Here is a 19592-nt window from a genome sequence, read left to right as displayed (position 1 = left end):
CCAACTGCCTACCGTCGAAGACATGCCCCTCTTCGCCGGATTCGCCACGTCGATTTCCCTGATCGTCGCGATCGGCGCCCAGAACGCTTTCGTCCTCCGCCAGGGCCTGCGCCGCGAGCACGTCCTGCCGGTCGTCCTGACCTGCGCACTCTCCGATGCGCTCCTGATCTCCAGCGGCATCCTCGGCCTCGGCGCCCTCCTCACCCGCAGCCAACTCGCCCTCGACATCGCCAAGTTCGGCGGCGCCGCGTTCCTCTACACGTACGCCGCCCTGGCCGCCAAGCGAGCCGTCAACCCCGGCGCGATCAGCCCCGCCGACCACGCCCCCGCCGCCCTCCGCAGCGTCGTACTCACCTGCCTGGGCTTCACGTACCTCAACCCGCACGTCTACCTGGACACCGTCGTCCTCCTGGGCTCCCTCGCCAACCAGCGAGGCACCGACGGCCGCTGGCTCTACGGCCTGGGCGCCGTAACCGCCAGCTTCATCTGGTTCTTCGCCCTAGGCTTCTTCTCCAGCAAACTAACCACCCTCTTCGCCCGCCCCCGAGCCTGGCAACTCCTAGACTCCGCAATCGCCCTCATCATGGCGACCCTAGCCACCTGGATGCTCCTCCCCTGATATCCACAGCCCCCAATTCCAGTTGGTCGCCACCCGCACTCCCGGATACACTGTGAGTAGCAAGACCAGCCCCTCTGCCCGCTCGGGCACGGGCTGGTCGTCTTTTCCGGGGGATTCACGTGACTTCCTACTCCAAGCCACACCTGTCCTTCGATGCCCAGGTCCAGCTACTCCAGAGCAGAGGCATGGTCATCGACGATCCTGCCGCTGCGGCGCAGTTGTTGAGCGCGATCGGCTACTACCGGCTGAGCGGCTACTGGTACCCGTACCGTCGCCAACTCGGCCCAAGACAACGTGACGACCAGTTCGTCGCGGGCACGACCTTCGACACCGTCGTCCGGCTGTACGACGCCGACCGGCGGCTCAAGCTGCATGTCCTCGATGCGATCGAGCGAATTGAGATCGCACTGCGGGTGATGATCGGCTTCACCTTGGGCAAGCGCGGCGCCTACGCGCACCTCGACCGGAGCAACCTCGACGGCCAGTTCACGCAGGCCGGCGGCAGGCGGCGCAGCAAGTACGACGACTGGATCGCCAAGGTGCTGGATGCCCAGGGTCGCTCGTCGGAGGACTTCGTCGTGCACTTCCAGCAGAAGTACGACGGGCGCCTGCCGGTCTGGGTCGTCACCGAGATCCTGGACTTCGGCTCCACCGCACATCTGTACCGTGGCCTGAAAGCCGTTGATCGCAACGCGATCGCACGCGAGCTCGACATCGTCGATCAGTTCGGGCAGGGAAACGGACACACCCTCGGCAACTGGCTGCGAGTGCTCAACTATGTTCGCAACATCTGTGCACACCACTCCCGGCTGTGGAACCGGCACATGGTCAACAAGATCGGCGCACGACAACTGGCGAGCATCCCTGAGCTTCGGCACCTCAGCCAACCGGAGGTCTCCCATCACCGCATCTACTCCACGCTGTGTGTGCTTGCGTTTCTGCTGGATCGGGTTGCGCGGGGGGATTGGGCTGTGGGACTACGGGAGTTGGTGGGGGTGGAGGTTCCGGGGTGTGGACGGAGTCTGTCGGAGATGGGGTTTCCGGCGGGGTGGGACGGGTGGTGGCCGTGGATGTGACGGTGTTGTGTGATGCGGTGGCGGTGTTTCCGGAGGGGGTTGGGGAGGCGTTGCCTGGTTGGGGGTTGGAGGTGGCGGAGTGGACGGCGCGGGTGGGGCCGGGGAATGTTCGTGGGGGTGGGTGGTTGCTGCATTTTCATAGTTACTTGGTGCGGTCGGACGACGGTGTGGTGTTGGTGGATGCGGGGGTTGGGCCGGCGGGTGGGGAGGCTGCTGAGTGGTTGGGGGTGAGTGGGCGGCTGCCGGGGTTGCTGGCTCGGGTGGGGGTGGAGGCGGCGGATGTGGATGCGGTGGTTCTGACGCATGTGCATCTTGATCACGTGGGGTGGGCTTCGGACGGAGTTCGGCCGGTGTTTCCGCGGGCGGAGTACGTCGTGCAGCGGGACGAGGTGGAGCAGGTGCGCGGCGGGTCGACGTACCTGAGCAGGATTCGGCCGATCGAAGAGGCTGGACAGTTGCGGATCGTGGAGGGTGAGACGGCGCTGCGGGGGATGCGGTTGGTGCCGACGCCGGGGCACACGCCTGGGCATCAGTCGGTGGTGACGGATCGGGCCGTGCTGGGTGGTGATGTGCTGGTGCATCCGGCGCAGGCTCGGTGGCCGGAGCTGACCTATGTGTACGAGCGCGATCCCGCCCAAGCAGTGACCTCGCGGCGGGAAGTGCTGGCGATGGCCGCCGCGCTGGGTGTGCCGATCGCAGCCGCGCATCCGCACGCTGCCCTGTCGGCCGACGCGATCCCGGTCGCGTCGAGCGGCGACGGCAACGACGTCTGCCCGCCGTACGCGATCTAGCGGTAGCCCGTCGTGTCAGCGGGTTTACCGGCGCCTTCCACCTCGACGATGTAGCGCCACGCGTCGGGCCGGCTGCCGTCGAGGTCCGTGAACCCGTACAGCTGCGCGAGTTCCCCGCTCGACGTCGACCTGCCGTTCCACCGCCGTACGTCGGGGTCCGCGGCCAGCGCCGCCACCGCGCGGCCGACGTACGACGGGCTCTCGGAGATCGCGAAATGCGGGACCTTCGACGTCGCGTCCCGCCAGTTCTCCTCGTGTACGCCGAACCCGTCGAGCATCGCCTCCGACCGCAACCACCCCGGCGTGAGCAGCACGGCGGCCGCGTCGTACGGCTTCAACTCGTGGGCCAGCGCGAACGCCATCCGGCTGACCGCGCCTTTCGCGACGTCGTAGAAGAACGAGACGCGATAGTTCGACGCGTTGTACTCGTTGGTGCCGTCGGTCATCTCGACAACCAACCCGCCCGGTGTCCTGATCAGCAACGGCAGCGCGAAATGGCTGGTGATGGCGTGTGTGTTCACGCCCAGCTCAAGCAACCGCAGACCATCGGAGAGCGAGCTCTCCCACACGGTCTTGTCCCACTCGGGCTCGCCGAACTGTCCCCAAATGTCGTTCACCAGGATGTGCAACGCGCCCTGCTCGGCCTCGATCCGTGCCACCAGCTCACGCACCTGCTCCGGATCCAGATGATCCACCGGTACGGCGATGCCGCGCCCGCCGGCCTTGTCGACGAGCTCGGCCGTCTCCTCGATCGTCTCCGGCCGGTTCATCTCCGACTGCCGGCTCCGGGTGGTCCGGCCGGTCACGTACACGGTCGCGCCGGCCGCGCCGAGCTCGACCGCGATCCCCCGCCCGGCCGCTCGGGTCGCCCCGGCGACCAACGCCACCTTCCCCGCCAACGGCTTCATCGCTCCTCCTAATCCATACGCTGTACGATTATGTACCATACGGCGTATGGTTAACGTCGGCAACCGCTCCGGGCGGCCCCGCGCCGGGGAGGAGCGGCTGAGCCGGGAGGCGATCCTGACCGCGGCCCTGCGGATCGTCGACGACGAGGGCATCGACGCGCTGACAATGCGGCGACTCGCGGCGACGCTGCAGGTCAACCCGATGTCGCTCTACCACCACCTGCCGAACAAGGCCGCCGTGCTGGCGGGCCTGGCGGAGCTGGTGTTCGCCGGGCTGGAGCTGCCCGACCCCGGCGACGCCGTGCCGTGGGAGGAGCAACTGAAAGAAGCCGCACGCGCCTACCGCAACGGCCTCCGCCAGCACCCGAACCTGGCGCTACAGGTGCTGTCCGACACCTCCGCGGTCTCGGACGTCGTCGTGGTCACGATGGAGCCGTTCTACCGCGCGCTCGACCGCGCCGGCCTGTCACCGCGGCAGATCTTCGAGGCGGCCAACACGCTGATCGACTTCATCCACGGGTTCAGCCTCGGTGAGGCGTCCGTACGGTCGGAGACGTTCGAGCTGGCACCGGACCTCCTCACCCGCGTGCGCGCGCTCCCGGCGGACAAGGCACCGACGCTGACCAGGATCGTCGACAGGCTCGGCGTCGAGGGTCTCGCCTACGACTTCGACGGCGGGTTCGAGGCCGGACTCTCGACGCTGACCGCGGGTATCGCGGCCACGGTACGACGCCGGTAGCGCGAGATCGCGACCCCGACCAGACAGAGCGCACCGCCGCCGTACGCGAGTGGCGCCGGGCTCTCGCCGAGCAGCAGCCAGCCGAGGAAGATCGTGAGCGGCGGGACCAGGTACGTCGTCGCGCCCATCCGGCCGGCCGTCGTCCGGGCCAACGCGTAGGCCCAGGTGGTGAAGGCGATCGCGGTCGGGAAGGCGCCGAGGAACACGACCCACCAGATCGTCGACGGGCGCCCGTCAGCGGTCTCACGAACGAGCGTCGGCGCGAACGGCAGACACGCGATCGCACCGATCACGCACGACAGCCAGGTCACCTCCAGCGCAGGCAGTCGCGCAAGCAGCGGCTTCTGCGACACAACACCGATCGCGTACGCCGCCGCAGCCGCCAGACACAGCACAACACCCCACGTCTCAGCACTGCCGCTGGACGACGAGAGCCCGATCAGAACCACCCCGCCGAACGCCACGATGCTGCCCATCACCAGCTGACGAGGGAATCCTTCGTGGAGAAGAACCCCCGCCAGCAACGCGATCAGCAGCGGTCCGATGTTCACGAGCATGGCCGTCGTACCGGCATCGAGGTGGCGCTCGGCCTCGTTCAGCGCGAGGTTGTAGACGCCGAACCAGAGCAGGCCGCAGGCCAGCAGGAACTTCCAGTCACCGCGGGCCGGCCAGCGCCGCGGCCGGGCGAACACGAAGATCCCGAGCAGGACGCTGCCGACGAGCAACCTCCCGAGCGACAGCGCACCGGCCGAGATCTCCTGGCCGACGTGACGGATCGCCACGAACGCCGACGCCCACAGCACCACCGTGACCGCAGCCGCGCCGGCGGCGAACACACCCTGCTTCTTCATGCTGATACAACGCCGTCCGGGCTCATGATGTGAGGCTAGGGCTCGGATGCTTCGGCGGTCACCGAACTGCGGGGCTGCGGCAGCGCGAACGGTACGACGAACGCCGTGATCAGGACCGGGATCGTCAGACCCGCGACCAGCACCGACATCGTGAACCACAGTGAACCGAGCGCGAACCCGCCGTACACCGCGATCGCGAAGACCTCGGCGAAGAAGCCCGACACCGAGGTCACGGTCGCCCGCGCCGTCCCGGTGATCGCGTCCTGCAACCGCGACTCCGACACCACGATCACGAGCTGCATCAGCCCGTAGCCGAGCGCGATCGGCAGGAATCCCCAGGCCGACCCGCTCAACGCCCCGGCCGCGATCAGCACCGCCGTTGCCGCCAGCCCCACCGCAAAGGTTGCTGCGGGCAACTTGTACACCGGTCCCGCGAGCGCGCTGCCGATCGCCTGCGCGGCAACGGTTCCCGCAATCAGCAACGGGATCGCATCGGTCGCCGCACCCGCCTCCCGGGCGAGCAACGGGAAGTACTCGTCGAACGCCAGGAATCCGCCCAGCAACGCCACCAATGCCACCGCTCGGCGCACCGATCGGCTCAGCAGCACCTCCGTCACACCGGTCCGGAGTACGTGGAGGTAGATGGCGAAGGCTGCTCGGGTGCCGGGTTCGTCCGCCTCGCGAGCTGTCTCGACGACTCGCGCTTCGGGCAGCGTCCACGCGACGACCGCCTGCAGTACGCCGCTGAGCACGCTGACGATTCCGGCAAGCGTGTAGCCGCCGAGGGCGAACAGCGGTGTCGCGAGAGCGGTCGCGGCAAGGTTCGCGACGAACGAGGCGGAGCGGGCACGACCGAGGACCGTGGCGTAGTCAGCGGTCCGGTCCCGCGCGGCGAGTTCGTCGTACACGAAGGCTTCGTACGTGCCGGAGATGAGCGCGGACGACGTACCCCAGAGGACGAAGCCCAGCGCGAATCCGGTGAAGGACGCGAGCGTGATCCAGGCGGCGTACCCGAGGGCGCTGATCAGCGCGCCGAGAACCAGCAGCTTGCGCCGTGAATACGTGTCCGCCCAGGCGCCCGACGGCACCTCGAGGACGAACGCGGTCGCCGACCAGATGACGAACAGCGTCGAAATCTGGGCAGCCGACAGTCCGTGATCGGCGAACAGCAACTGGTACAGCGGGTAGAGCGGGATGAAGTCGTGCAGCGCCTCGAAGGCAACAACCCGGGCGACCAGACTTCGGTCAGAACGTCAAAGATGCGGGCTCGGCAGTCTCATGCATCGAAGATACGCGAAAATCAGGCGCGGAGCCGCTGGAATATCGGTCAGAGTAGAGCGATGGGACAGGTCAGCGAACGGTTCTGGGCGAAGCTGCCGGCGGGCAGCCGCGACGCCCTCGTCGACGGATTGAGCCAGTCCGAGCTGCAGTCGGTGCTGCTCGACGTGACCCGTGAGCGAGCCGCGAAGGTGACACCGGCGCGGCTGTTGCAGCGCTGGCAGCAGGACCGGTTCGTGCGCCCGTCGACCGTCGATCCGCGTGAGCTGGTGCAGACGCAGCAGCGGCTGTGGGTGGCGCTGCCATCGAAGTTCGAGGGGATCCAGCTCTCTCCAGTCACGCCGCTCGGCACGTGCTCGGCGGTTGCGCCGATCAACCAGCACCAGGTGGTCAGCACGATCCGTGGCACGGAGGTCGCCAGCGATCCCACCAACGAGCTCGCGATCGAGGCCGCCGTACGCCGTCGTGCCGGGCAGGAGCGGGTACACCTGGCGGCCTGTCAGCGGGTGGTCCGGGCGCAGCCGTTCGACGGGCCGGGGATGTCGGCGCATTTCGAGTTGTTCGTGCTGGTGTCGAGCGCGCGTGACACCGGCTCGTGCCGCACCGAGGCCGAGCTGTTGATCGACCACTTGCGCTTCTGGCACGCAGCACTCGGTGACAAGGCCGAGCTGACGTTCACGGCGTTCAAGGAGTCGGCGTTGCGGGAGCGGATCGAGGACACGGTCCGGCCGGCGCTCGGGGTCGCGTTCACCGAGGACGCCGACCGCACCAAGAGCGCGGGGTACTACGCCGGCACCGGGCTGGGGATCGATCGCGGCGGCGAAGGACTCGGCGACGGCGGGTTCACCACCTGGACCGCAGACCTGCTCGGTGACGCGAAGGAACGCTGCCTGACGTCGTGCATCTCCACCGAACGCCTGACCGTCATCGGAGCTTGAGCAACCCCGCATCCGTCGGCCGGAACCCGCAAGCGTCGAGGTAGAACGCACTCAGGTGCGGCTCGAAGTCGACATGCAGCCATTCACACCCGGCGTTGCGCGCCTCCTCGGCCGCGGTCAGCACGAGTTGCTTGCCGATCCCCTGCCGGCCGTGATCCGGATGTACGGCGGTGTCCAGCACGAACGCGTGCGCACCGCCGTCCCAGCACACCTGCACGAACCCGACCAACTGATCGTTGCTAAAGGCACCGACCCACGTCAACGCCCACCGCTCCAACCGCTCACCCCACGCGGTCACCTCAGGCTCACTCTCGAAGGCGGCCGCATGCAGCTCCGACAACTCCCGGTCATCCACCGGGAACCGCACGACGTACTTCACAGCAACTCCAATGCAGCCTCGAGGCGAGCGTTCCAGCCGACAGCCTCACCGTCAGGCAGATCCGACGCGCTCAGAAATCCTTGCACCATCACGGACGGCATGACCGCGCCGAGCCCCTCGCTGATCCCGTAAGCACTCAACGCCTCGGGCCACCGCTCCGGCTCCACGGACGACACCAGGAACCAGGCAAGGTCCAGGATGCCCGGCGCCGCCGAGACGTCCTCCCAGTCCAGCAAGGCCACGACACCGTCAGGGCCGGTCCGCATGTTCTGCGCCGAGGCATCCCCGTGCACCAGCGTCAACGGACCCGCCGTTCCCACGGCCTTCTCGGCCTCGACCACCCGGCCGACGAGACGCTCTCCGAACGAACGCACCGAAGCCGACAGATCCGACCGACCAGCCAACTCAGGCCAGGTCCGGTCGTACAGGTCGGCGACCAGCTGCTCGCCGGCGCCGAGCGGCCGCAGCCAGCCCCACTCGTGGTCCGCCCGTCCCGCCCAGCGGTCGTGCAACTCGCGCAACACACCCGCACCGGCGGCCGCGTCCGCTCCAGCAGACCAGTCGGACAGGTCCTCCAGCACCAGCAGCGTCCCGTCGGTCCCCGACTCTGACTGGTAGCACTCCGGTACGCGCACCCCGACGACCGGCGCGATCTCCCGATAGAACCGCACCTCGGACTCGAACATCTGCAGCACGTCCGGAATCGAGCCCGGCACGGCAGGCTCCCGCCGCTTTATGTAGGTACGCACTCCCCAGTGCTTACCAGGACGGTCGTCCTGTTCACCACCAGTTTTCTAGGCGACCAGAGCGAAGGCCTGAGCCGTGGCGGAGTACGCTCGCGGGCCGGATGGGATCCGGTGCGCGGTGCGGTCCTCGACCCGGATAGCGGCGGTCTGGAGCCGGACCGGGAGGGTGGAGCGGACGGCGGTGGCGAGGTCGAACTGGACCTCGGCCAGCAGGTCTGTCAGCTCCAGCTCGAGCGCACGGCAGATCGCGGCGAGGATCTCCGAGGACGGCTCCTTGCGGCCGCGCTCGATCTCGGACAGGTACGGCACCGACACCTGGGCCAGCTCGGCGAGCTCGCGCAGGGTGATCCCCCGCTCGCGCCGCAAGCGGCGGAAGACGTTCCCGATCACCTGGCGTAGCAACACGTCTGGTCCTCCTCGCCTCCGGATGTCCTGTACCGAGTGTGCCACCCCCACCAGGTCCCTCGTGCAAAGATCTGCCCTGAGCAGATTCTTCTCACCAGTTGAGCGCCTGCTGGAGGTCCGCGGTCAGGTCCTCCGGGTCCTCCAGGCCGAGGCTGAGGCGGAGCAGGCCGCCGGACGGCTTCGCCTCGGCGGCCACCAGCCGGTGGGTCAGCGCCGCGGGGTGCTGGATGAGCGTGTCCACGCCGCCCAGAGACACCGCGTGAGTGATGAGCTTCAGGGCGCCGGCGACCCTCGCCGCAGCCTCGAATCCGCCGGCCACGGTGAAGGCGAGCACGGCCCCGGGACCGGATTGCTGACGTCCGATGAGCGCCTGCGGGTCGGTGAGGCCGGGATAGAAGACCTGGTCGACCAGTCGTTGCGCGGACAACCAGTCAGCGACCTTGATTGCGGTTGCCTGCTGCGCCCGTACTCGCACCGGCAGCGTCTGCAGTCCCCTGTGCAGTTCGTACGCCGCCAACGGATGCAGCAGGCCCCCTGTTACGGCGCGGATCTGCCGGAGCCGGCCGACCCACTCCACGCCGGCCGCGACGACGCCACCCATAACGTCACCATGACCGCCGAGGTACTTGGTTGCCGAGTGCAACACCAGACTCGCCCCGTGCCGGACCGGCTGCTGCAGCACCGGCGTCGCGAACGTGTTGTCCACCAGCACGGGTACGTCGCCGGCCGCGGACGCGACCGCCGCGATGTCGACGAGGGCCACCGTCGGGTTCGCCGGGGTCTCCACGATCACCAGACCGGTGTCCGGGCGGATCGCTCCCGCGACTTCACCCGGCTGTGTGTAAGTCACGGTTGTCCCCAGGAGACCTGTGGATAACAGGTGGTCGCTGCCGCCGTACAGGGGACGTACGGCGACCACATGTGACCGGCCGGCGGCGACGCCGGCGAGCAGGCACGCGGTGAGCGCGGCCATGCCAGAGCTGAACGCGACCGCGCCGTCAGTGTGCTCGAGCTCGGCTAGCGCGTCCTCGAAGCGAGCGACGGTCGGATTCCACAGCCGCTGGTAGACGAGGCTGCCGCCGTCGGGGCCGCGGCCCTCCGCGAGCGCGTCGTACGACGCTCCGCCGCTGGTCACGTCGGGGAGCGGATACGTGGTGGACAGGTCGATCGGGGGGACGTGGACGCCGAGCGCGGCCAGGTCGTCGCGACCGGCGTGGACCGAACGGGTGTCGAGCTGGGTCATGGCTGCCTCCTCGCCAGGAGCTTGGAATCTTCTGCGGGATTGATGCAATAGTTCCGAAGAAAATTCGTCCACAGTGTCGTCCACAGCCTGTGGATTCTGTGGACGGGCTCTAGAGTGAGGGCATGCCGAAGGATCGTCGGAGCCCTGGACCGGCTCCGCGGCCGGCTCCGGGCGGACTCGACGAGATCGATCGGAAGCTGGTGCAACTGCTCACCGCCGACGGGCGGATGGCGAACAACGCGCTCGCCGAGGCGACCGGGATCGCGCCGTCGACGTGTCTCACGCGGGTGCGGTCACTGCGTGAGCGTGGGGTGATCCGCGGCTTCCACGCCGACGTGGATCTGGGCGCGCTGGGTCAGCCGCTGCAGGCGCTGATCGCGATCCGGATCGGCGCGCACTCACGCGACGAGATCGACCGCTTCCGCGCCAAGGTCCCGACGCTGCCGGGCGTGCTCTCGCTGTTCCATGTCAGCGGAGCAAACGACTACCTGCTCCACGTCAGCGCAGCGACTCCGGACGCGCTCCGCGAGTTCGTGCTGGACCACCTCACCGCAGATTCTGCGGTGAGTCATGCCGAGACGAGTCTGATCTTCGAGCACATCCGCGGCGGCTGAAGTCAGCGCGGCTTGAGGCCCCAGGCCTGGGCGAGGAGCTGGTACGAGCTGCGGCGCTCGGCCGGGTCGTGGATGTTGGTGGTGATGATGAGCTCGTCGGCGCCGGCCTTGTTGGCGCGGCGGAGCAGGTCGGCGGCCACCTGCTCGGGCGTGCCGACGGACACGAGTCCGGCCCACTCCTCGACGGCGGCTTCCTCCGCCTCGGACCACGGGTAGTCCGCAGCCTCCTCGGGCGAAGGCAGCGGGCCCGGTCGGCCGGAACGGAGCCGGAGCATGGAGAGGGCGTTGGCGCGGGCCAGGGCCTGGGCGCGTTCCTCGGTCTCGGCGACGATCGCGGCGAGTGCGAGCATCGCCCGCGGCTCGCCCTCGTTCTCGAAGCGCTGGAAGTTCTCCTTGTACGTCGAGATGACGCCGGCCGGGTCGAGCGTGCCGAAGTGCCCGGCGTACGCGAACCCGGTCCCGAGTGCGGCCGCGGCCTGACCGCCGTACGTGCTGGAGCCGAGGATCCACACCGGCGGCAGCGGTACGTCGTCCGGTTGCGCGCTGATCGGCTCGAACGGGTGGCCGGCCGGGAAGCCCTCGACGTAGGCGCGGAGTTCGGCGTACTGCTCGGTGAAGTCGTCGGCGCCGAGGGCCTCGCGGCTGCGGCGCAGGGCGAGCGCGGTGCGCTGGTCAGTGCCGGGCGCGCGGCCGATGCCGAGGTCGATGCGGTCCGGGTACAGCCCGCCGAGGACGCGGAACGTCTCCGCGACCTTCAGCGGCGAGTGGTTCGGCAGCATGATCCCGCCGGACCCGACGCGGATGCTCGACGTCGCGGCAGCGACCGCCGCGATCATGACCTCGGGGCTCGTGCTCACGACGCTGCGGATGTTGTGATGCTCCGCCAGCCAGTAGCGGTAATACCCGGCCGCCTCCGCGGTGCGGGCCAGCTCGAGCGTCTCGTGCAGCGCCTCCGACGGCCGCGTGCCCGTCGGCACCGGCGAGAGGTCGAGCACGGACAGGGGCATCGGTTCGGCGCTCACGCACTAGCCCAACCGCCGCCACAGGCGACCTATTCCGGATAGGGCGTGTTGGCGCGGGCGTCGCGGAGGGAGCGGGCCCACCAGGCGAGCTGGCGGAGCATCGCTCCGGCGGCCGCTGAGGTGGTGGGGTCGGTGGGCTCCCCGGCAGGCGTGAAGTCCTCCTCGCGGAATCCGAGGCTGTCCCGGATCGTCACCGCGTGCAGCTCGCCGAAGACGAGCCTGAGCTGCTCCGCCGCCCGCAGCCCGCCCGACCGTCCGCCGTACACGACGAATCCGACCGGCTTCGCGTACCAAGGCCGCCGTACGGCGTCGATCGCGGTCTTCACGTCCCCCGGATACGCGTGGTTGTACTCCGCGGTGACGATCATCACCGCGTCCGCGTCGTCGATCCGCCGCGGCAGCTCCCCCAGCGGCACCACGCTCAGATCGACGAGGTCGAGCTTGAACTCGTCCGCCCGCTCGACCTCCCGCACGAACCACCGTGTCACCGCCGTACCGAACCGCCCGCGGTCGAGATTGCGCGTCAGCACGACGAGCCGCAGCGGATGAACAGTCACCCGAAAGACGCTAGTACCTCAACAAGACTTGAGGTCAAACCTGTCTCATTCGGCCGGTGGCGGCGGGGCCGGTGGGGTGGAGGGCTGGAGCTCGGTCTGGGCGGCGCTCATCAGCGAGGTTTGGTCGACAAGGACGCCGACGGTTTGCCAGGACTTCGTGACGGCGGCCAGTTGGGTGGAGTCGTCGCCGAAGACTCTGCGGGCATTGGCTTGGGTGGCCTGGGCGAAGTCCTTGAAGGTGGCGGACTCGGCGAGGTTGCCGGAGGTCAGCGTGGCGTACCAGATCTTGCCGGCGTCGTCGTAGGCGTTGCCGCCGAGCTCGGTCGCGACCAGGTAGAACGCGCGGTTCGGGATGCCGGAGTTGATGTGTACGCCGCCGTTGTCGTCCTCGGTGTCGACGTACGACGACATGTCGGCCGGCTGCGGATCCTTCCCCAGCCGCGGGTCGTCGTACGCCGTGCCGGGCGCCTTCATCGACCGCAGCGCGACACCCTGGACGCCCGGCAGCAGCAGCCCCGCGCCGATCAGCCAGTCGGCATCCGCTGCGCTCTGCCCCAGCGCGTACTGCTTGGCGAGCGAACCGAACACGTCCGAGATGCTCTCGTTCAGCGCGCCCGACTGACCGTCGTACGCCAGGTTCGCCGTGTACTGCGTGACGCCGTGGGTCAGCTCGTGCCCGGTCACGTCGATCGACGACGTGAAGTTGCCGAACACCTCGCCGTCACCGTCGCCGAACACCATCTGCGCGCCGTCCCAGAAGGCGTTCGCATACCCGCGGTCGTAGTGCACGGTCGAGGTCAGCACGAGGCCGGCGTCGTCGATCGAGTCTCGCCCGAAGCACTCCTTGTACAGCGCCCACGTCGCGCCGGTGCCGTCGTACGCCTGGTTCACCGCCGGGTCCTGGACCGGATCGTCGCCCTCGGCGCGGACCAGCGTGCCCGGCAGGTCGGTGCCGTTCTCGGCGTCGTACACCTTGCGCTGCCGGCCGCCCGCTGTTGCCACGGTTTCACGGCCGGCGGCGGGGCGCGATCGCAGTACGGCGTCGTGCTGCAACGACTGCCGGTACCGGGCGCGGAGGCTGGGGTCACTCGCGGACCGCTCGAGCCGCTCGAGCAGGTACGGCGGGACGATGGAGTGGAACACCACTACAGGAAAACCCCGGAAAGGGATAAACTCAAGGATTTGTGGCTGCCGCGCGCGTCATTTCCTGAACGACTGAAATGCGGCCTGGAAACCAACGGGACGTATTTTAACACAAGGGGTTTGAATTGCCGAATCCGGTCGATGCCGAACAGGCTCACCTGACCACGTTCTACGCCGCGCTCGACACCGAGCGCGAGCGCACGGACGCCCGGACCGACGACGAGCAACTGGTCCATACCCGCAACGCGCAGGCCCTGCACCAGCGCGACGGCCGGATCCGTGACCTCAAGCTCCGGCAGGCCCGGCTGAACGCCGCCGAGGAGGGCCTGTACTTCGGCCGCCTCGACACCGCCGACGGTGAGATCCTGCACATCGGCCGCATCGGTCTGCACGACGCCGATTACGAGCCCTTGCTGGTCGACTGGCGTGCCCCCGCAGCGCGGCCGTTCTACATCGCGACCGCGGTGGCCAACCACGACGTCGTCCGCCGACGGCACATCCAGACCCGGTTGCGCCGGGTGATCGACGTGCAGGACGAGCAGCTCGACCTCGGGCGCGAGGCGGCCGACCCGTCCAAGCCCGGCACCGGCGTGATCGGCGAGGCCGTGCTGATGAAGGCGCTCGAGGCGCGGCGGACCGGCCGGATGGAGTCGATCGTCCAGACCATCCAGGCCGACCAGGACCGGATCATCCGTTCCGAACTGCCCGGAATCCTTGTCGTCCAGGGCGGTCCCGGCACCGGAAAGACCGCGATCGCACTGCATCGGGCGGCATTTCTTCTGTACACGCATCGCGAACAACTGGAAAAGCGCGGAATTCTCGTCGTCGGGCCGAATGCGGCGTTCCTGCGGTTCATCGGTCAGGTGCTGCCGTCGCTCGGTGAGGACGGCGTCCGGCTGGTCACGATCGCCGAGTTGTTCCCGGGGCTCAATGCGACCCGGCCGGAGCCGCCGGAGAGCGCCGAGGTGAAGGGGCGGACGGTGATGGCCGACGTGATCGCGAAGGCGGTCGCCGATCGGCAGTGGATCCCGGACGAGCCCGTTCGGGTCACGGTGGAGCGGACCGAGCTCAGGCTCGACCCGTCGGTGTGCGAGGAGACGCATGCGCGGGTTCGCAACCGCGGGCTGACGCACAACCAGGCGCGGCCGTTCATCCTCAACGAGTTCACCGACTACCTGACGAACCAGTACGCCGAGCTGATCGGCACCGATCCGCTCGACGGTGAGCAGTTGCTGGACGACTACGACCTGGCCGAGCTCCGCGCCGAGGTGCTGGCCGAGCCCGCCGTACAGGCTCTGTTGGAGCGGCTGTGGCCGTTGCTCGGTCCGCAGAAGCTGCTCGAGGATCTGTACGGCGACGAGGCGCGGTTGGCGTCGGCGGCGCCGCAGTTGTCGGAGCTGGATCGCGAGCATCTGCTGAGGTACGGCGACGACTGGTCGCCGGCCGACGTACCGCTGCTGGACGAAGCCGCGGAGCTGCTTGGTGACGACGGGACCGAGGCGGCGCGGGAGCGGGCAGCGCGGGCGCGCGCAATCGCTTATGCACAAGGGGCTTTGGACGTGCTGAGCGGTTCGGGGTCGACCGACTGGGACGAGGACGACGAGGCCGAGATCCTTACAGCAAAGGACTTGCTGGACGCGGAGGCGCTGGCCGAGCGGTACGAGGCGGATGACGATCGGACGCTGGCTGATCGCGCGGCTGCGGATCGGCGGTGGACGTACGGTCACGTGATCGTCGACGAGGCGCAGGAATTGTCGCCGATGGCGTGGCGGGCGATCGCGCGGCGGTGTCCGTTGCGGTCGATGACCGTGGTGGGTGATGTTGCGCAGACGAGTTCGATCGGCGGCGGGACGTCGTGGGCGAGCGCGCTCGGCGAGACGTTCGGCGACCGCTGGCGGTTGGCCGAGCTGACGCTGAACTACCGCACGCCCGCGGAGGTGATGGAGCTGGCCAACGACGTACTGCGTGAGGTCGACCCGTCGGCGCGGGCACCGCAATCCGTCCGCTCGACCGGGGTGAAGCCGTGGCACGCGGATGTGCCCGCGGCGGAACAGGCCTTGTACGTGTACAAGACGGCGGCCGAGGAGACGGCGTACGGCGAGGTCGGCGTCATCACCTCACGCAATCGTTTGGAACTCATCCAGGAGGCGGTCGACGGCCTCGCCGGCGTCACCGTCCTCACCGCCCGCGAAGCCAAGGGCCTCGAGTTCGACTCGGTCCTCGTGGTGGACCCCGACGGCATCGTCATCGAGTCTCCCCGCGGCCTCCGCGACCTCTACGTGTCCCTCACCCGCTGCACCCAACGCCTCGGCGTGATCGGCCGTCTACCCGAGGTACTCGAAGCCTCCCCAGCCTGGAATACCAACCGCTGACCGCTGTCCTGGTGAACATCATTCCCACCGACCTGTGGACAACGCACAGTGACGAGGCTTCAATGGCTTGCGGGGGGAATCATGAATGGAGAACCGTATACACGCACGTATTGTCACCGGCGGGACGAGCGCGGTAACGCGACGCTGGCAGCCCTGGGAGGGGTGGCGATCGGCGTCATCCTGGTGCTGCTGACCTGGCTCGTGGTGCTGATGACGAAAGACGATCCGGCACCGCGGGCGGCGAACACCTCGACCACGACGGCAGCCTCGGCGCCGGTCGCGTCGGCGCCGGCCTCAGTGGTCACGAAGACCGTCGTACCGAAGCCGACCGTGAAAGGTACGTCGAACTCGGCGCCGGCGGTCGGGGACGTCCGGTCGCTGCCGGCCGGGTTGTTCTGCCGCGACCTGAACGCCAAGGGATACAGCTACGTGGCCGCGATCGACTACTGGCGGTTGCACGGGCAGCCGAATCAGATGGATGCCGACCGCAACGGAATTCCGTGTGAGACCGTGTACCCGCGCAGCGACGTCGCCGCCTACTGGAACGGGCGCGAGATCAGTGGCGTCGTGTTCTGGTCGGCCGGGTTGTACTGCCGGGATATGGTCGCGCACGGGGCGTCGTACGCCGAGGCAGTCCGTTATTGGTGGTACTACGGCATGCCGGATCGCATGGATGCGGACAAGAACGGGATACCGTGTGAAACCGTGTACTCATCGGCGGCTGTCAACGCGTTCTGGTATCCGTGACGCGGCGGGTCTGGGCGGTCTTTCTCGCAGCGGTGGTGGTTGTCACCGGTGGTGGGTTGTTCGCGCTGTCCGCGGCCGGCGTCTTCGACCGCACCCAACCCACCGCCGTACCAACACCACAGCCGACTAGCGCGGCCCAGACCTCAGACCCACCTGCGCCAACGCGCACACCACGCCCACCAAACACCACAACATCGCGGGCTACACCAGCACACCCGACGTCGCACACACCGACCCCGTCACGCGCGAAGAACCCGACCCCACGCTATGTATTTCCTGTGGGCGGTTGCCGTGCGGACGCCTCACAGAGCCACCACGACTACCCAGCCTCCGACATCTTCGCGAACGTCGGTTGCCTCTTCGTCGCGCCGATCGACGGCCGTGTCGACGAGGTGACGCGCGTAGACACCTGGAACCCGAAGACCAACCGAGGCCCCGACCGCGGCGGCCTCTCGGTATCAATCGTCGGCGTAGACGGAGTCAGGTACTACGGCTCCCACCTGTCAGCGATCGCCCCAGGAATCCGCCCCGGCGCGACCGTCCACGCCGGCCAAACCCTAGGCCGCACAGGGAAAACAGGCAGCGCCCGCTTCACCCCACCACACCTGCACTTCGGCATCAGTTGGCCGACAAAACCCAACACCTGGTGGATCCGCCGCGGCGCAGTAGCCCCCCAACAGTTCCTCAACAGCTGGCACCACGGCGGCCAACTCTCACCAGTCAGCACCGTCGCCAAAACACACCGCACGTACGGCCCCGACCACGGCTGCCGCGAGTACTGCTAAGTCAGCGCGCCCGCCCGTCGTGGAGAGCTGCGATCGACTTCTTGATTCGGCGGTCGCGGGTGGTGTCTGTCTTGGCTGATGTGACCTGGAGGACGTGCCATTGGCGGTTGCTGTAGCTCAGCGTCTCCCAGAACGCCTTGGCCTGATCGTCCGCTGCGAGGGCGGCGGCCAGTGGCTCCGGGATCTCGAGCTCTCGGGGAGCGGTGTCGAGTTCGACGTCGACTTCGAGTACGTCGCCGGCCGCGACCCCGGCTTCCGTACGTCGCTCCGCGCTGAACCCGAGCAGGTACCGCCCGCCCATCCGCGCGATCGAGGTCCGGAACGTGAACCCGTTGACGGTGACGCTGACCTTCGGCCGGCCGCCCCCGCCGAGCGACTCGACGACGCTGTCGGGGACCTCGAAGCCGGCCGTGTTCTTCCCGGTGGAGAGCAGTTCGGCGGTGAACTTCATCTGCTCATCATCGGAGTTGGCGAGGTCATGTCGAGACCGGCGCGCTGGTTCCGACGTACCGGGCGACAGAGATCAGCGGAGAGGGAGAGCTCGTGATTCTGAACAGCATGTTGCTCGGCAGCACCGACGCCGAGCGGTTGAAGGCGTGGTACCGCGACGGGTTCCAGGCCGAGGTCGACGGCTACGGGAACCTGGACCTCGGCGGGTTCGGGCTGGTGATCGAGCAGCGTGACGACGTCGCCGCGAAGACCGCCGAGCCCGGGCGGCACATCGTGAACTTCGAGGTCGAGGACATCGAGGCGGCCGCCGCGCACCTGCGCACGCTCGACGTCGAGTGGCTGGTGCATCCCGAGGATCGCGGCGTCGGCTGGTTCGCGACGCTGATCGACCCCGACGGTAATTACGTCCAGCTCATCCAGATGAAGCCGGAGTATTACGCCGGCAAATGAGTTCGCACCGGACCTGGGGGATCCGGTGCGAACGATGAGGTTTATTCAGTTGTATCAGGCGCAGTGCATGCAAGCAGTGCTCGGTGAGAGAAATGGCGGCAAGCGAGGAGCAGAACGCCCACGCTCGCTTGCCGCCCAATCACCGGTGCCTTTGCGTGATCGAGGTGAGGTGCTCGACCTGGGCCACGTTCCGGGTGGGTTGTCTGGTGAGATACGGAACGCGAAAGGCGCCGGATGCTTTCTTTCTCTAGCGGGGTGCTACATCCCACATGCGCTCGCCGGGCAGGGGGTCGGGGAGCTTGTCGACGGCCGGCATCGGGTCGTTGGTGACCCGGAGTCCGGCGAACCGACGGCTCATGGCGTCTGCATACCGCTCGGCCAACGCCGGCTCGGCGTTGTAGTCGGCGATGACGTGCTCACCGAACCAGACACGGACGCGTCGGCGCTCATTCGTCTGGATGGCGGTGGCGGTTGTCACTGGTCCTCCTGGCTGTTACTTCGAGGGCTGTACGGCCTGGAAAACGCGGGCGAGCGCGGTGCCGGTGCGCCGTGTTGTGTTCACCGTCACGTCAGATCCAACGGAGTACGGCGAGCCGAGGTCACGCCCGAATTCAGAAATTCCCAGCTTTTTCGGAACCGGCCGGAACCCAATTCTTCGCCGGTATGTTCGATTACCCGAACGGACCCCGTACCGAGACGCCGCCGTCCAGCACGATCTGCTGTCCGGTGATGTACGACGACGCACCCGACGCCAGGTAGACCACCGCCTGCGCCACCTCCTCAGAGCGGCCGAACCGGCCGACCGGGATCTCCTCGACGACCTCGCCGTCGACTACTCCGTTGGCGACCGCGGTCGCGATCGCGCCGGCCGCGGCAACGTTCATCCGGATGCCGTCGCGGGCGTACTCCGCGGCGACCGTCCGGGCCAGGCTGAGGATGCCCGCCTTCATCACGCCGTACGCCGCCTGCTCGGGCGCCGCCATGAACCCGGTGACCGAGCCGACGCTGACGATCGTCCCGCCGGTGCCCTGATCCAGGAAGACGCGCAGCGCGGCCCGGACCGCGCGCGCGACGTACCGCAGGTTGACCTCGTAGATCGTGTCCCAGTCCGCGTCGGCCATCTCGTGCAGCTTCACCGCGGGCACGAACGCGACCTGCCCGCCGACGACGGTGACGAGGATGTCGAGCCCGCCGAGCTTCTCGACCGCGGCCGCGACCATCGCCTCGATGTCGGTGACCGACCTGACGTCACCGGACACCGGGTACGCCGTACCGCCACCGGCCCGCACTGCCTCGGCGGCCTCCTCGGCGCGCGCCGGGTCGAGGTCCGCGACCACCACCGCGGCACCTTCGTTGCCCAAGGCCTCTGTTGTCGCGCGACCGATCCCGCCGCCACCGCCACCGATCACCAAGGCCCGTTTCCCAGTCAGCTGCATGGGCGGAGCGTAGAGCACCGACGTCGCCGGATTCACAGTGTTT

At 68.3% G+C, this 19592-nt stretch carries 23 protein-coding genes; 10 read left to right on the top strand and 13 right to left on the bottom strand.

Going from position 1 to position 19592, the window contains the following annotated elements; translation table 11 throughout:
* The first annotated feature begins 22 nt into the window (after positions 1-22).
* From ABT313_RS19140 to ABT313_RS19130, 3 genes are all read left to right on the top strand, one after another.
* A complete protein-coding gene (locus ABT313_RS19140) occupies positions 23-619 on the top strand; it encodes a LysE/ArgO family amino acid transporter (RefSeq protein ID WP_350855051.1) in 597 nt (198 codons plus the stop codon).
* 119 nt (positions 620-738) lie between these two features.
* Positions 739-1695, top strand: a complete 957-nt coding sequence (locus ABT313_RS19135) for an Abi family protein (protein WP_350855049.1) — start codon at positions 739-741, stop codon at positions 1693-1695.
* 149 nt (positions 1696-1844) lie between these two features.
* Complete coding sequence (locus ABT313_RS19130; protein WP_350855046.1) at positions 1845-2486, top strand: MBL fold metallo-hydrolase; 642 nt, start codon at positions 1845-1847, stop codon at positions 2484-2486.
* Here ABT313_RS19130 and ABT313_RS19125 read toward each other — a convergent pair.
* Positions 2483-3394, bottom strand: coding sequence for an SDR family oxidoreductase (locus tag ABT313_RS19125; RefSeq protein ID WP_350855043.1), 912 nt, complete (start codon positions 3392-3394; stop codon positions 2483-2485). The genes ABT313_RS19130 and ABT313_RS19125 overlap by 4 nt on opposite strands.
* 46 nt (positions 3395-3440) lie before the next feature.
* On the opposite strand from ABT313_RS19125, the gene ABT313_RS19120 reads away from it, so the two are divergent.
* Entirely contained in the window at positions 3441-4133 is a 693-nt protein-coding gene (locus ABT313_RS19120; RefSeq protein ID WP_350855040.1) for a TetR/AcrR family transcriptional regulator, read from the top strand.
* Here the strand turns inward: ABT313_RS19120 and ABT313_RS19115 are convergent.
* Together ABT313_RS19115 and ABT313_RS19110 are read right to left on the bottom strand one after the other, a co-directional pair.
* Positions 4055-4984, bottom strand: coding sequence for a DMT family transporter (locus tag ABT313_RS19115; protein WP_350855037.1), 930 nt, complete (start codon positions 4982-4984; stop codon positions 4055-4057). The genes ABT313_RS19120 and ABT313_RS19115 overlap by 79 nt on opposite strands.
* A 35-nt stretch (positions 4985-5019) precedes the next feature.
* Positions 5020-6180, bottom strand: a complete 1161-nt coding sequence (locus tag ABT313_RS19110) for an MFS transporter (RefSeq protein WP_350855155.1) — start codon at positions 6178-6180, stop codon at positions 5020-5022.
* A 144-nt stretch (positions 6181-6324) separates the two neighbouring features.
* Here ABT313_RS19110 and ABT313_RS19105 point away from each other — a divergent pair, with 144 nt between their 5' ends.
* Complete coding sequence (locus tag ABT313_RS19105; protein ID WP_350855034.1) at positions 6325-7200, top strand: hypothetical protein; 876 nt, start codon at positions 6325-6327, stop codon at positions 7198-7200.
* Here ABT313_RS19105 and ABT313_RS19100 read toward each other — a convergent pair.
* The 4 genes from ABT313_RS19100 to ABT313_RS19085 form a co-directional block, all read right to left on the bottom strand.
* Positions 7187-7579 carry a GNAT family N-acetyltransferase gene (locus ABT313_RS19100; RefSeq protein ID WP_350855031.1) on the bottom strand — a complete coding sequence of 131 codons (393 nt, stop codon included), beginning with the start codon at positions 7577-7579 and terminating at the stop codon, positions 7187-7189. The genes ABT313_RS19105 and ABT313_RS19100 overlap by 14 nt on opposite strands.
* On the bottom strand, positions 7576-8328 hold the full coding sequence (locus ABT313_RS19095) for a phosphotransferase family protein (protein WP_350855028.1): 753 nt from the start codon (positions 8326-8328) through the stop codon (positions 7576-7578). Before ABT313_RS19095 ends, ABT313_RS19100 begins: the two co-directional genes overlap by 4 nt.
* A gap of 45 nt (positions 8329-8373) precedes the next feature.
* Positions 8374-8730, bottom strand: a complete 357-nt coding sequence (locus ABT313_RS19090; protein ID WP_350855025.1) for a helix-turn-helix domain-containing protein — start codon at positions 8728-8730, stop codon at positions 8374-8376.
* A 91-nt stretch (positions 8731-8821) separates the two neighbouring features.
* The gene (locus tag ABT313_RS19085; protein WP_350855022.1) at positions 8822-9973 is read right to left on the bottom strand and encodes a trans-sulfuration enzyme family protein; all 1152 of its coding nucleotides are present in this window, start codon (positions 9971-9973) and stop codon (positions 8822-8824) included.
* Between the two features lie 122 nt (positions 9974-10095).
* Between ABT313_RS19085 and ABT313_RS19080 the strand changes: the two genes are divergently transcribed.
* The gene (locus tag ABT313_RS19080) at positions 10096-10587 is read left to right on the top strand and encodes an Lrp/AsnC family transcriptional regulator (protein ID WP_350855020.1); all 492 of its coding nucleotides are present in this window, start codon (positions 10096-10098) and stop codon (positions 10585-10587) included.
* A 2-nt stretch (positions 10588-10589) separates the two neighbouring features.
* Here the strand turns inward: ABT313_RS19080 and ABT313_RS19075 are convergent, their stop codons facing one another.
* From ABT313_RS19075 to ABT313_RS19065, 3 genes are read right to left on the bottom strand one after another with little or no spacing between them, the layout of a single operon-like run.
* A complete protein-coding gene (locus ABT313_RS19075) occupies positions 10590-11609 on the bottom strand; it encodes an LLM class flavin-dependent oxidoreductase (protein ID WP_350855017.1) in 1020 nt (339 codons plus the stop codon).
* Between the two features lie 29 nt (positions 11610-11638).
* Positions 11639-12166: an NADPH-dependent FMN reductase gene (locus ABT313_RS19070; protein WP_350855014.1), complete on the bottom strand. Its 528-nt coding sequence runs from the start codon at positions 12164-12166 to the stop codon at positions 11639-11641.
* Positions 12167-12211: 45 nt separating this feature from the next.
* Entirely contained in the window at positions 12212-13309 is a 1098-nt protein-coding gene (locus tag ABT313_RS19065; RefSeq protein WP_350855012.1) for a M4 family metallopeptidase, read from the bottom strand.
* Positions 13310-13434: 125 nt separating this feature from the next.
* Here ABT313_RS19065 and ABT313_RS19060 point away from each other — a divergent pair, with 125 nt between their 5' ends.
* From ABT313_RS19060 to ABT313_RS19050, 3 genes are all read left to right on the top strand, one after another.
* Positions 13435-15681, top strand: coding sequence for a HelD family protein (locus ABT313_RS19060; protein ID WP_350855009.1), 2247 nt, complete (start codon positions 13435-13437; stop codon positions 15679-15681).
* Positions 15682-15762: 81 nt separating this feature from the next.
* The gene (locus tag ABT313_RS19055; RefSeq protein WP_350855006.1) at positions 15763-16428 is read left to right on the top strand and encodes an excalibur calcium-binding domain-containing protein; all 666 of its coding nucleotides are present in this window, start codon (positions 15763-15765) and stop codon (positions 16426-16428) included.
* Positions 16429-16706: 278 nt separating this feature from the next.
* A complete protein-coding gene (locus ABT313_RS19050; RefSeq protein WP_350855003.1) occupies positions 16707-17213 on the top strand; it encodes a M23 family metallopeptidase in 507 nt (168 codons plus the stop codon).
* A gap of 1 nt (position 17214) precedes the next feature.
* Here ABT313_RS19050 and ABT313_RS19045 read toward each other — a convergent pair whose 3' ends face one another.
* Positions 17215-17664: a YdeI/OmpD-associated family protein gene (locus ABT313_RS19045; protein WP_350855000.1), complete on the bottom strand. Its 450-nt coding sequence runs from the start codon at positions 17662-17664 to the stop codon at positions 17215-17217.
* A 92-nt stretch (positions 17665-17756) separates the two neighbouring features.
* Here ABT313_RS19045 and ABT313_RS19040 point away from each other — a divergent pair, with 92 nt between their 5' ends.
* On the top strand, positions 17757-18113 hold the full coding sequence (locus tag ABT313_RS19040) for a VOC family protein (protein WP_350854998.1): 357 nt from the start codon (positions 17757-17759) through the stop codon (positions 18111-18113).
* A 247-nt stretch (positions 18114-18360) separates the two neighbouring features.
* Here ABT313_RS19040 and ABT313_RS19035 read toward each other — a convergent pair whose 3' ends face one another.
* Both ABT313_RS19035 and ABT313_RS19030 read right to left on the bottom strand, forming a co-directional pair.
* On the bottom strand, positions 18361-18591 hold the full coding sequence (locus ABT313_RS19035; RefSeq protein ID WP_350854995.1) for a hypothetical protein: 231 nt from the start codon (positions 18589-18591) through the stop codon (positions 18361-18363).
* 193 nt (positions 18592-18784) lie between these two features.
* Positions 18785-19549, bottom strand: a complete 765-nt coding sequence (locus tag ABT313_RS19030; protein ID WP_350854992.1) for an SDR family NAD(P)-dependent oxidoreductase — start codon at positions 19547-19549, stop codon at positions 18785-18787.
* Positions 19550-19592 lie beyond the last annotated feature (43 nt).

Origin of the sequence: Kribbella sp. NPDC000426, from assembly GCF_040300265.1 — a bacterium.
Taxonomy (GTDB): Bacteria; Actinomycetota; Actinomycetes; order Propionibacteriales; family Kribbellaceae; genus Kribbella.
The sequence above is the reverse complement of the archived record's forward strand: the minus strand, read 5'-3'. Positions and strand labels throughout refer to the sequence as shown.